14 protein-coding genes are annotated in these 12760 nt (G+C 37.0%); 4 read left to right on the plus strand and 10 right to left on the minus strand.

What is annotated here, in order from left to right:
- Window positions 1-9: 9 nt before the first annotated feature.
- Window positions 10-996 (plus strand): TerC family protein, encoded by a 987-nt coding sequence (locus AC2S94_RS13815; protein WP_484629137.1) that lies wholly within the window; start codon window positions 10-12, stop codon window positions 994-996.
- 15 nt (window positions 997-1011) lie between these two features.
- Window positions 1012-1962, plus strand: a complete 951-nt coding sequence (locus AC2S94_RS13820) for an aldo/keto reductase (protein WP_484629138.1) — start codon at window positions 1012-1014, stop codon at window positions 1960-1962.
- A gap of 58 nt (window positions 1963-2020) precedes the next feature.
- On the opposite strand, the gene hisS is transcribed toward AC2S94_RS13820, so the two are convergent.
- A complete protein-coding gene (gene hisS, locus AC2S94_RS13825; RefSeq protein WP_484629139.1) occupies window positions 2021-3391 on the minus strand; it encodes a histidine--tRNA ligase in 1371 nt (456 codons plus the stop codon).
- Between the two features lie 134 nt (window positions 3392-3525).
- On the opposite strand from hisS, the gene AC2S94_RS13830 reads away from it, so the two are divergent.
- Complete coding sequence (locus tag AC2S94_RS13830; RefSeq protein WP_484629140.1) at window positions 3526-4764, plus strand: ABC transporter permease; 1239 nt, start codon at window positions 3526-3528, stop codon at window positions 4762-4764.
- A gap of 9 nt (window positions 4765-4773) precedes the next feature.
- Here AC2S94_RS13830 and AC2S94_RS13835 read toward each other — a convergent pair whose 3' ends face one another.
- The 4 genes from AC2S94_RS13835 to rpsF all read right to left on the minus strand — a co-directional run bounded on the left by AC2S94_RS13835 (window position 4774) and on the right by rpsF (window position 6415).
- A complete protein-coding gene (locus tag AC2S94_RS13835; protein WP_484629141.1) occupies window positions 4774-5247 on the minus strand; it encodes a DUF6495 family protein in 474 nt (157 codons plus the stop codon).
- Between the two features lie 65 nt (window positions 5248-5312).
- On the minus strand, window positions 5313-5762 hold the full coding sequence (rplI, locus tag AC2S94_RS13840; RefSeq protein ID WP_484629142.1) for a 50S ribosomal protein L9: 450 nt from the start codon (window positions 5760-5762) through the stop codon (window positions 5313-5315).
- A 12-nt stretch (window positions 5763-5774) separates the two neighbouring features.
- Window positions 5775-6074, minus strand: coding sequence for a 30S ribosomal protein S18 (gene rpsR, locus AC2S94_RS13845; RefSeq protein WP_011709002.1), 300 nt, complete (start codon window positions 6072-6074; stop codon window positions 5775-5777).
- A 2-nt stretch (window positions 6075-6076) separates the two neighbouring features.
- Window positions 6077-6415, minus strand: coding sequence for a 30S ribosomal protein S6 (rpsF, locus tag AC2S94_RS13850; protein WP_309560972.1), 339 nt, complete (start codon window positions 6413-6415; stop codon window positions 6077-6079).
- 163 nt (window positions 6416-6578) lie between these two features.
- Between rpsF and AC2S94_RS13855 the strand changes: the two genes are divergently transcribed.
- The gene (locus AC2S94_RS13855) at window positions 6579-7292 is read left to right on the plus strand and encodes a LytR/AlgR family response regulator transcription factor (protein ID WP_484629143.1); all 714 of its coding nucleotides are present in this window, start codon (window positions 6579-6581) and stop codon (window positions 7290-7292) included.
- A 50-nt stretch (window positions 7293-7342) separates the two neighbouring features.
- Here AC2S94_RS13855 and priA read toward each other — a convergent pair whose 3' ends face one another.
- The 5 genes from priA to nadC form a co-directional block, all read right to left on the minus strand.
- A complete protein-coding gene (gene priA, locus AC2S94_RS13860; RefSeq protein WP_484629144.1) occupies window positions 7343-9796 on the minus strand; it encodes a replication restart helicase PriA in 2454 nt (817 codons plus the stop codon).
- 139 nt (window positions 9797-9935) lie between these two features.
- Window positions 9936-10358, minus strand: coding sequence for a DUF2147 domain-containing protein (locus AC2S94_RS13865; RefSeq protein ID WP_484629145.1), 423 nt, complete (start codon window positions 10356-10358; stop codon window positions 9936-9938).
- A 1-nt stretch (window position 10359) separates the two neighbouring features.
- The gene (locus AC2S94_RS13870; protein ID WP_484629146.1) at window positions 10360-10920 is read right to left on the minus strand and encodes a chalcone isomerase family protein; all 561 of its coding nucleotides are present in this window, start codon (window positions 10918-10920) and stop codon (window positions 10360-10362) included.
- A gap of 28 nt (window positions 10921-10948) precedes the next feature.
- The gene (locus tag AC2S94_RS13875) at window positions 10949-11872 is read right to left on the minus strand and encodes a YihY/virulence factor BrkB family protein (RefSeq protein ID WP_484629147.1); all 924 of its coding nucleotides are present in this window, start codon (window positions 11870-11872) and stop codon (window positions 10949-10951) included.
- Between the two features lies 1 nt (window position 11873).
- Window positions 11874-12731: a carboxylating nicotinate-nucleotide diphosphorylase gene (nadC, locus tag AC2S94_RS13880; RefSeq protein WP_484629148.1), complete on the minus strand. Its 858-nt coding sequence runs from the start codon at window positions 12729-12731 to the stop codon at window positions 11874-11876.
- Between the last annotated feature and the right edge of the window lie 29 nt (window positions 12732-12760).

A 12760-nucleotide genomic window follows, 5' to 3' on the forward strand; every position in this document is an offset into this window, starting at 1 on the left:
GATGATTAAATGCAACTCAACTTACCTATTTTTCTATCCTTACAGCAAAAAGCTTCGTCTAGTGGAACTGAAATAGATTCCTGGATCTGGATAAGCTTTGCAGCATTCATTTTTATATTGTTGATTGTAGATCTTAAACTGGTCATGAGGAAGCCACATAAGATCAACACCCGGGAAGCAGCATGGTATAGCGCAGGATGGATAAGTCTCGGACTGGCCTTTACCGGAGTGATCGCTTGGTGGCAAGGTTGGGCCTCAGCTGGCGAATACATCACCGGTTATCTCATTGAAAAATCACTTTCGATGGACAATGTTTTTCTCTGGGCCGTATTGTTTAGCTATTTTAAAGTTCCGAAGGAGTTTCAGCATAAAGTATTGTTCTGGGGAATTTTTGGAGCCCTGGTCTTGAGAGTGCTTTTCATAATTGGTGGTATAGCCCTAATAGAAAGCGTGCACTGGATCATTTATGTATTTGGAATATTCCTCCTATTTACCGCGTACAAAATATTCCGAAGCGATATTTCAGATACCGATCCCGAAAACAATAAAATATTCAAGTGGGTTCAGAAAATTATTCCACAGACCAAAAATTACGAAGAAGATAAATTTTTTGTAAGAAAAGAAGGAAAGAAACTAGCCACGCCACTTTTGGTGGTTTTGGTCATCGTAGAGCTTACCGACATTATTTTCGCGCTAGACTCTATTCCGGCCATTCTGGCGGTAACCAGGGATAAATTTATTATTATAAGTTCTAATGCCTTTGCGATATTAGGATTAAGAGCCCTGTATTTTTTATTGGCAGATATGAAGGATAGATTTGTTTATCTTAACGAAGGACTTGGGATCATACTCGCTTTCGTGGGAATCAAATTTCTTATTAGCGATCAATTTGAAATTCCTATTTGGATCTCACTTGTATTTATTGCAGTAGTTCTGGCGGGATCAATTATCCTTTCCTTAAAACATCATCCTGAAGCAAATACCTCTAAGAAATAATTTAAATGAAGTAATATGGAAATGAGAAAACTTGGAAATTCAAAACTTAAGACCGCACCCATAGTTTTTGGCGGAAATGTTTTTGGATGGACCACAAATGAAAAGGATTCTTTTGAATTAATGGATGAATTCCTGGATATGGGATTCAATATGATAGACACCGCTGATGTCTATTCCCGATGGGCAGACGGAAATAAGGGCGGAGAATCTGAATCTATTATTGGAAAATATATTAAAAACCGTGGAAACAGGCATAAAATAATTCTCGCAACAAAGGTTGGTTCCAGTATGCAGCAAGGTGGAGATAGCAATCTTTCCAAGGCTTATATCTTGAATGAAGTTGAAGATTCTTTGAGGAGGCTGCAAACAGATCATATAGATCTCTATTTCACTCACAAAGATGATGAGAGCACTCCCATAGAAGAAACACTAGAGGCTTACCAGAAATTAATTGATCAGGGTAAAGTTAGATATATTGGAGCTTCAAATCTTTCGGCGGAGAGACTTCAGAAATCTTTGGATATAGCAGAAAAGGAAAGTCTTCCAAAGTACGAAGTTTTTCAACCGGAATATAGCCTGGTAAAAAGAAAAGATTTTGAGGGCGATATTTTTAAAATATGTAAGGAGAATAATCTTGGGGTTACCAGCTATTTTTCTCTTGCCAGCGGATTTCTAACCGGAAAATATTCTTCAAAGGAGGATATTGAAGGTAGCAGTCGTGAAATGTTTTTAAAAGACTATTTTGATGAGAGAGGTCAGAAAATTTTGGATGCACTAAAGGATATTTCAGATCATAGGAATATTAGCCAGGCAGGGATCGCATTAAGATGGCTTATCCAGAGACCTGGAATCACGGCCCCTATTGCTTCTACCACCAAATCTGAACATTTTAAATCCTTTCAGGAGGCTGTTTCTTTTGAATTAACTTCGGAAGAGATGGATAAACTGGATCAGGCAAATTCCTAAAATAAACATGCCTTCGTAGAATTTTACGAAGGCATTTTAAATTTGATACCTTTCAAAATTAATTCAGAGCTTTTACCAGTCCTGAAATATCCAGGCTGGATTGCTCTCCAGATTTCATATGTTTCAGGGTGTATTTTTTATCCTGCATTTCCTCTTCTCCCGCTAGAACTGTATAAGGAATATCTCGTTTATCAGCATATTTCATCTGTTTTCCCATTTTAGCCGAATCAGGATATAGCTCAGCAATAATATTTTCTGACCTAAGTTCACGAACAGCTTTCATCGCGTATAGTGCTTCTTTTTCTCCGAAATTAATGAATAGTACCTTCGTATTCTCAGTAACCGTCGCGGGAAATAGATCTAATTCTTCCAAAACCAGGTAAATTCTATCAAGCCCGAAAGAAATTCCAATTCCACTCATATCTTTCAAACCGAAAATCCCGGTAAGGTCATCATAACGACCACCTCCACCGATAGATCCCATTTTCACACTTTTCGGTGCAGCTACTTCATATATGGCTCCTGTATAATAATTAAGTCCGCGGGCAAGCGTAACATCCAGATCCAGACTGGCAGTTTTCAGCGGCATTTCTTCAATTGCATTCTGAATGAATTGCAATTCTTCGATTCCCTTCTGCCCGGTTTTCGAAGTTACTAAAATAGACTTCAATCCTTCGATCTTTTCAGCAAAACTACCGTTAAGGTTAAATATTGGCTGAATTTTATTTAAAGCATCTTCAGAAATACCTTTTTCGCGCATCTCTTTCTTTACTCCTTCTTCACCGATTTTATCAAGTTTATCTAAAGCAACAGTGAAATCGATCAATTTATCCTGCTCTCCGATCACTTCAGCAAATCCAGAAAGCACTTTTCTGTTATTGATCTTAATGGTAACACCGTCAAGGTTCAATTTTGAAAAAACCGCATCGTATAACTGAACAAATTCAACTTCCTGCCATAAACTCTTACTTCCTACCACATCGGCATCACACTGATAAAATTCTCTGAACCTGCCTTTTTGAGGACGATCTGCCCTCCAAACCGGTTGGATCTGATATCTTTTAAAAGGAAATTCAATTTCATTCTGATGCTGCACCACATAACGTGCAAAAGGAACAGTTAGATCATAACGCAAAGCCTTTTCACTAATTGAAGAAGTAAGCGAATTACTATCTTTTTCCGCAAGCGCTTTCGCATCTGCTTTTTTCAGAAAATCTCCTGAATTCAATATTTTGAAGATCAGGCGGTCACCTTCATCCCCGTATTTTCCCATCAACGTCGAGGAATTTTCAAAACTCGGAGTTTCAATAGGCTGAAATCCAAAGCGTTTGAATTCAGATTGAATGGTATTGAAGATATAATTTCTCTTTGCGACTTCTTCGGGTGAAAAATCTCTCGTACCTTTTGGTATAGACGGTTTTTGTGCCATGATCTGTTTTAAGCTGAATTTGCTAATTAGGATTGCAAATATCTTAATTTTTAAGCGAACCCAAACAAATTTGAAATTTTAAGTAACAAAGTTCTAATTTTATAGTCTAACCGGTAAGCCAGAAAATCAAGCCCATGTTTTCACTTTTTCGGGAGAATATAAGGATCGCCTTAAATTCCATTAAAAATCAATCACTAAGAACCGTTCTTACGGTTCTAATTATTGCAATTGGTATAACTGCGCTTGTTGGGATTTTAAGTGCCGTATCAGCTCTGGAAAATACAATTAGCCAAGATTTTGCTTCGATGGGTTCGAACACCTTCAATCTTCAACGTTACGAATTTAGAACTCAGAGTTTTGGAAATGAAGAGCGAAAGGTAAATCCAATTATTAGTTATCGTGATGTTATTGAATTTGAAGAAAAATTTCAATACCCGTATACGGAAACCGCTATTTCGTTTACCGGAACTGGTTCAGCGGAAATAAAATATGAAAATGAAAAGACAGATCCGGAAATTTCTGTTTTAGGAGTTAATGAATATTACCTCGAAAATTCAGGATTGGAAGTTGAAGACGGTAGAGAATTCAACGTTTTTGACATTGAAAATAACAATAATGTCGCGGTCATAGGTTCAGATTTTAAAGATGGAATTTTTAAAGGAATGGACCCGGTAAATAAGAATATTAGTATTCGAGGTGCAAAATTTAAGGTTATTGGAGTACTGGAGTCGAAAGGAAGCACTTTCGGAAACAACCAGGATCTAAGAGTTTTTATTCCAATTCAGCACGCACGTTCTATTTTTTCGCAACCTAATATCAATTACAGCCTAAGTGTAAAAGTTGAAAACAAGGATCTCCTGGATGCGGCCATGGATGAAGCCATTATTACTTTCAGAAATATTCGCGGACTCAATCCTAAAGAAGAAAATAATTTTGGATTGGAAAGAAGTGATGATCTAATTAACAGGATCCTTCAGATCACCGGAGCTCTAAATATTGCAGCATGGATCATCTCTATTATAACCATTTTTGGTTCTTCAATCGCTTTGATGAATATCATGCTGGTAACAGTAACCGAAAGAACGCGTGAAATTGGCGTACGTAAAGCTTTAGGAGCTAAGAAAAATACCATTGCCACTCAATTCTTTTTAGAAACCTTAGTTATTGGGCAAATTGGTGGACTTCTTGGTATTCTACTGGGAATATTAATTGGCTATGCTGTCGCAAGTTCTCTTGATTTTGCCTTTACCACGCCATGGAAAGCCATGTTCTGGGCCACCGGGATAACCATATTGGTAGCAATTTTAGCTGGAAGTTATCCGGCAGCTAAAGCTGCCAAGCAGGACCCGATAGAATCTTTAAGGTACGAATAGGTAAAATTTCTATCCTTTTACAATATTCTGAAAATAAGCGTAAAGATCTCCTTGTGTGATATTCGCACCTTGCTTTATCAGAGCAAAAATATCCTTGTTCCTATCCTCGCTGATCGCCTTGGTAGAAGTATAAATATTCACCGCGTCGTTCATTAAATTGGTTTGCAACCATTGATAACCTTCCCTTGTGGTAATATCGATGGCTTCGTTCTCGATCTTTATCGCGATCAATTCAATTGTCGCAGTGGTAATATGAAAAAGAAATATCTGATTTGGTGAAAAATGCTCTAAGAATTCTACTTTATTTAAAACACCTTCCCATACCAGGTCACTGAATATATCCAGTTCTGCTTCCGCAGTTTCAGGTTTATCTTTTTTAATCTGCTCCCACTCTTCTGCGGTAATAGATTGCGTTGCCAGGAAATTAATGAATTCCTGGTGCATTTCTTCAAACTGCTCTTTTGTTAATCTTGCGTATTTCATACTATATTTTAAAAAGAAAAGCCCACTCAAAATATGAGCAGGCTTTTTTCTATAAGTAAAATAAATTATGCGTCCGCTACAACGTCAAAAGTAAAGTTAGAAACTACCTCACGGTGAAAACGCAAAGTTGCTTCATACTGTCCCAGACGCTTGATGTTTCCACCAGCGATGCTAATATATTTCTTTTCGATCTCAACACCTTCTTTAGCAAGAGCGTCAGCTAGATCTCCATTTGTAATGGAACCGAAAAGTTTATCACCTGCACCTGCCTTAGCAGACAGTTTAATATCAAGGTTGTTAAGTTTCTCAGCTTGTTTCTTAGCTTCGTCAATATGCTTTTGCTCTTTATAGGCGCGTTGCTTCAAAGTTTCAGATAAAACCTTTCTTGCAGAAGGAGTTGCCAATTCAGCAAAACCTTGTGGAATAAGATAGTTTCTACCGTAACCATTCTTAACAGCTACAACGTCATCTTTAAAGCCTAAATTATCTACGTCTTTTTTAAGTATCACTTCCATAACTGCCTCTTTTTATTTTAATAAATCACCTACGTAAGGCATTAATGCTAAGTGACGAGCACGCTTAACGGCTGTAGCCACTTTTCTTTGAAACTTTAAAGAAGTACCTGTAAGACGACGAGGTAACAATTTACCTTGCTCGTTTACGAAGCCCATTAAGAAATCAGGATCTTTGTAATCGATATACTTGATACCTGATCTTTTAAATCTACAGTACTTCTTAGCTTTGGTTGTTTCTATGTTAAGAGGAGTAAGATACCTGATCTCTCCATCTTTTTTTCCTTTTGCTTGTTGTTCAATAGATGTTGCCATGATTACGCTTTTTCCTTGTTACGTTTTCTTCTTTTCTCAGCCCAAGCTACAGCATGCTTATCTAACTTTACAGTTAGGTAACGCATCATACGCTCGTCTCTTCTGAATTCTAACTCTAATGGCTCAATTGCATCACCAGGAGCTTTAAATTCAAATAAGTGATAAAAACCACTCTTCTTGTGTTGGATTGCATAAGCCAGTTTTCTTAGGCCCCAATCTTCTTTAGCTACCATCTCAGCTCCTTTAGAAACAAGAAAATCTTCGTATTTCTTAACTGTCTCCTTTATCTGCTCATCAGATAAAACGGGATTCAAGATGAAAACAGTTTCATAATTGTTCATAAAAATTCACTTTAAATTAAATCGGGTGCAAAAATAGAATTAATATTCCTTATTTCAAAGGAAATTCAGAAGGATAAAATACTATTTTCGTCGACGAAATAATTATTAACCTTGTATTTCTTATTTTTAATGAGTAATATTGTTTCTACCTAACCTATAAACTGTGGAAGAAGTTTTACTCAAATGTGCTGTCGTAGATGACTCCAGTCTTCAAAGATTGTCTATCGTCAAGCTAATAAAAGACCATCCAAATTTAAAGCTTGTAGCCGAATATAACAACGCTATCGAGACTAAAAATGGTTTGTTAGACACAGAAACCGATCTTATATTTCTGGATATCGAAATGCCAATATTATCTGGTTTCGAACTTTTAGATAACCTTCCTAATAAACCACAAATTATATTCGTAACCGGTAAAACAAAATATGCCTTTAAAGCATTTGATTATGATGCGGTAGATTATATTCACAAACCGGTAACTAAAGACAGGTTTAATAACGCGGTTAATAAAGCGGTAAATCTTTACAAACTAAAACATCAAACTCCGGTTCCGGAAGATGATGACTTTATTTTTGTGAAAAGCAACCTCAAGAATAGAAAGGTATTTTTAAGTAAACTGAAATACATCCAGGCATTAGGAGATTATGTGAAATTTGTAACCGAAAAGGATAATTTTGTGGTTCTTGCCACAATGAAATCTTTTGAACAACAACTTCCTAATGACCGTTTCCTCCGAACTCATAAATCATATATCGTGAATCTAGAAAAGATCGAAAGATATAACAGTAAGAATATTGAGATCGATAAAGAAAAGTTACCGTTAAGCCGTCATAAAAAGGCAAACCTGGTAGAAGCGCTGAGCGCCATCCAACAATAAACTAACTACTACAAATATTTCCAAAAGGCTATTTTTCTAATGGCCTTTTTTTATTGTGGATCTACATTAACCACTACTCTTACAGAGCGATAAGCACCAATCGCTTTAAAACTGGTCAATATTCGATGTACCATTTTCTTGGTTTTACCCAGGGATTGTTTTTGCGGAATTTTAATAAGAATGTTTTTATAATATTCATTCCTAATGCGTGCCACCGGAGGAAATTCAGGACCGAGAACATACCTGTCAAAAACATTTTCTAAAGCTCTTGCCAGCCATTCGGCTGACTCATTTGTCTTGGAATAATCTCTGCATTTTAGGGTTAACCGTATTAACCTGAAATAAGGTGGATATTGATATTGATAACGGTCTTCCAATTGTTCCTTGTACATTTCAGCATAATTACCGGTAGAAACCTGCTGAATAATCTGGTGATGCGGGTTATAGGTTTGAATAAGAACTTTTCCCCGCTTCTTTGTTCGCCCTGATCTACCCGCAACCTGAAGCATTAACTGAAAGCTTCGCTCGTGAGCTCTGAAATCAGGAAAATTCAGAAGATTATCTGCATTCATAATGCCTACAAGACTAACCTTTCTAAAATCCAGGCCTTTGGTTAGCATCTGGGTTCCGATCAAAATATCGGTCTCGTGATTTTCAAATGCCTGAATAATCTTTTCGTAGCCATGTTTTCCCCTAGTGGTATCCTGGTCCATTCTCCCGATATTATGCTTCGGAAAAAGTGCCTTTAGCTCCGTCTCCACCTGTTCTGTACCGAATCCCTTGGTAGAAATCTCGTCACTTCCGCAAGCCATACACTTTTGCTGCATGGCAATATGATAGCCGCAGTAATGACATCGCAACTGATTGTTATGACTGTGATAGGTTAAACTTACGTCGCAATTAGGACATTGCGGGGAATGCCCGCAAGTGTTGCATTCCAGAATTGGAGAAAAACCTCTTCTATTCTGAAAAAGAATCACTTGTTCTTCTTCCTTCAGACTTGCCTTTATTTCTTCTATAAGTCTTTCGGAAAAATGACCGGTCATCTTTTTTTTGCGATGAGCTGTTTTAATATCAACCACTTCCACCTCTGGCATTAGCACATTTCCAAATCTTCGATTTAGCTCAACCAGAGAATACTTATTGTGTTCCGCATTAAAATAAGACTCCAGAGAAGGTGTAGCAGAGCCTAAAATGATATTCGCCTCAAACATATTAGCCAATACAACAGCTGCATCACGTGCATGATATCTCGGGGCAGGATCAAATTGTTTGAAAGTAGATTCATGTTCTTCATCTACCACTATTAACCCTAAATCCTGGAAAGGAAGAAAAATACAGGAACGAGCTCCAATGACAATCTTTCCTTTCTCAGAATTATCCCGAACTTTCTTGTAAATTTCTACTCTTTCATTCACCGAGTATTTACTGTGATAGACCAGAACTTTCTCTCCAAAATAATTTTGCAGACGTTTGATTAATTGTGTGGTCAGGGCTATTTCCGGAAGCAGGTACAAAGCCTGCTTTCCTTTATTTAAAGCCTCCTCGATTAAGCGGATATAAATTTCAGTTTTACCTGAAGAAGTCACTCCATGCAATAGACAGACCTGGTTTTCCTCAAAATACGCCTGGATTTCTTCAAATGCCTGTTGCTGAACTTTGTTCAGATTTATTTCATGCTGATTTATTTCTCCATCAAAAACAACCCTATCTATTTCCTGATAGAACTCTTCGAAAATATTCTTATTCACCAATCCTTTTAAAACGGCCGCACTTGCTCCGGTTTCTTCTAAAAGCCTTTTCACTTTTAATGGTTTTTTAGACCGTGCGTTTAGAGAAAAATATGACAAAAGAATCTCTCTTTGTTTTGGTGCTCTGGTGAGCTCATCCAAAAGCCGGTGCATTTCAGCTTCTGCTTCAAATGCCGGATTCAATCTCACATATCTTATTTCCTTTGGCTTGAATTGCTCATAGATCTCTTGGTTAAGATCTACCAGGTTTTTAGCAACCAGCTTATTAATCACTGGTAACACTTTCTTCCTGTCCAGCAATTGTTCTATCTCAAGAATTTTCATGGAAGATTGTCTTTGCAGAGCTTCCGTAACCAAATATTCGTCATCGGTTAATTTTACAGATTCAATTTCAACTTCTTTTACTAATTTGACGATACTCTCGCTTTCAAGTAGAAATGCGCCAGGCAAAGCCGCACGCATCACATCTCCTTCCGCGCATAAATAATAACTGGCAATCCATTCCCAGAACTTCAGCTGCTCCGGAGTAATTAAAGGTTCATCATCAAGAATCTGATGAATTGGCTTGGCTTCATAGACCTCTGGAGGATTCTGATGAATAACCGCTACAATTCCCGTGTAAATCTTATTTTTTCCGAATTGAACCGCCAATCGCATCCCAGGCAGAATAAAATTAGCTTCCTCCTCTGTAAGACTATAGGTAAAACGCTTTTCCAGCGGCAAAGGTAAGATCAGGTCAGCGAAATATGACATTCAAATTGGGTTGGTTTTTGAAATAGCAAAAGCTGCTTTAAAGTAGTTTACTTTGTACTATCAGATTCAAAAATATTAAGAATCTTTAGTTTTTTAAAGTAAGCTTAAACTTAAAAAGCAGCTTTTGTTTAATAAAATATTATTCGGCTCTGCGCCAGGTCTTAGTTTTGTAAAACAAAGAAATATAACCTCTGATCTTCAAAATATCTGGATCATCTTCATCAAGCCAAATTTTACAGCGATATTCTTTTCCTGTTTTAGGATCCACAATGGTACCACCAACATATTCTTCACCTTCTTTTTCCAGACCTTTCATCAACTCCATCCCCTCGACGGGAACATTTTTTAAATCGCCTTCACATTTAGTGCAAAGCCTGTCCCTGTCTTCTTCTCTCATTATCCGGTCTACTTTCCCATATATCTTTCCATTCTTTTCGAAGACTTCAATAATGGAATTCACCTTTCCTTCTTCATTCCTATTTTCCCATCTGCCGGTCACTTCCTGAGAATGAACCAGATTGAAAAATCCAAGTGAGAATGCTAATAGTAGCGTGAGTTTCATATTACTTACCAAGCATGGCTTCTTTCAGGTCGTCATCTGCCGGGTTATTAGATAACCAAATTCCGAATAATGCCTTTTTGAAATCCATTCCTTCAATAGTACCTAATTCCTTATCATTTTTATAAGCAGTTACTCCTGTTCCTGGGATATAAACGATATCAAAAACATCATTCTTTTTAATCTCGGCCATGAAAAAACTTTTGAACTTATCAATTTTAGCAGCCAATGGTTTTGTTTTTCCATTGGTAGAATTTTCAAAACCTTCGTTTACAGCTTCCACCATTTTATCGCTGGTGATCAATTTTGAAACGATATGCAATTTGATACTCATAGCTTTATCTGCAGAAACAATTTCTGAAGCATTAGAAGATTTCTGTGAAAGATATAATCCACCAGCATAAAGATCGATCCATAATTTTTCACGAACACCGGCTCCATTCAAGGTTAATGTCTGGCCCTGGTAAGTTTCAGAATTTGGAAGATTTACTCCACCTACTTCAGTTTGAGCAGATACAACGCCTATACTCATAAAGGCAACAATAGCAACGATAATAGTTTTCATTATAAATTTGGTTTTTAATTGATTAAAGTTATTTAAAATTTTTCTTCAGTTTGATTAAAGATGCGTTTAGTTCAAAACCTAAAAGCAACATATTGGAATTCAGCCATATATAAAACATTAAGATCAATAATGCTCCAATAGAGCCGTATAATTCATTATAATTTGAAAAGTTTGTGATATATATACTAAACAATACCGTTGTGATCATTATTAGAATAGTAGTAAATAAAGCTCCTACTGAAAAGAACCGGGCCTGTCTCGCTTCTCTTGTTCCAAAATAATATAAAATAGCAACGGCTGTATAGATCAAAATCACAAAGCCTATATATTTAATAAGGTTCGCTCCAAAACCATCTGGATTCACAATCCCGAGATCGCTAAGATCATCTATAGCATAGGTCAGGTAAACGGCGCTTATTACAGATATAAGCAACAACAGTGCCAATATAAGCGAAACCCCCACAGCGACAGCATATTGACGAGGAATTGATCTATTGGTTCTGGTATGATAACTGAATTCAAATCCGGTAAAAATAGCATTCACGCCATTGGTCATTAAAAATATAGATAATATAAAAGCCACCGATAATAGTCCTCCTCGCGGTGTACTGGCAATATCCTCAAAAATGTTTCCGAAAAAATCTGAAGTCTCGGGCGGCAGTAAAGTATCCATGAATAAAAGGAACTCAATCTGGAAATCATCAATAAAGGTGATATAAGGAATCAGATTCAGTACAAAAAGTAGAAATGGAAAGATGGCCATAAAGAAGCTAAATGCAATAGAGCTGGCCCTGGTAGAGAATGTTCCGCGTACGATCCCTCCCCAATAAATAACCCATAAATTATAAAGCGATAAACCTTCAAGCCCCGGAAGAATGATCTTTTTGGTCTTTCTCTTCCACCAATCTGAAAATTCTTCGAGTTTAGATTTGATCGCTTTTTGTGGGGCCATATTATACGGCTTTTAAGCTAAGATCAAGATTATGAACCGAATGTGTCAAAGCGCCGCTGGAAATAAAATCTACTCCGCACTCGGCATAATTTTTAGCAGTTTCAAGAGTGATTCCACCACTCGATTCTGTCAGACATTTTCCATTGATAAGGTCTACAGCTTTTCGGGTATCTTCGTAGTTGAAATTATCTATTAAAATCCTGTAGATACCGTCAGATTTCAGAATTTCTTTTATCTCATTCAAATTTCTGGCCTCAACTATAATTTTAAGGTCCAGATTTTTCTGCTTAAGATAAGCCTTTGTTTTATCAATAGCCTTTGTGATTCCTCCTGCAAAATCAATGTGATTGTCTTTCAGCATGATCATATCATAAAGCGCGAACCTGTGATTTTCTCCACCGCCGATCTTTACAGCCCATTTTTCCAATGCCCTAATCCCGGGTGTCGTTTTCCTTGTATCCAGAATCTTTGTTTTAGTACCTTCTAATTTTTCTGCAAATTCTGAGGTTTTTGTTGCGATGCAACTCATTCTTTGCATAGCATTTAAAACAAGTCTTTCGGCTTTTAAAATCGATTGAGAAGATCCTTCCACATAAAAGGCAATATCGCCTCTTTTGATAGTTTCCCCATCTTTTATCCTGATATCCAGTTTAAGATCCTCATCTACATACTGAAAAACTCTTTTAGCAAATTCAACTCCGGCAAGAATTCCTTGATCTTTAACTAGCAATTTCGCTTTCCCGGTAGCGCTTTCAGGAATGCATGCAAGGGAACTGTGATCTCCATCACCAATATCTTCCCTTATTGCATTTTTAATAATTAATTCAATTTCTTTTTCGAATTGTTCCGGTGAGATCATTTTCTCTGCTTATTTTTGTAAATGTAGTA

This window comes from Christiangramia pacifica (assembly GCF_057221535.1).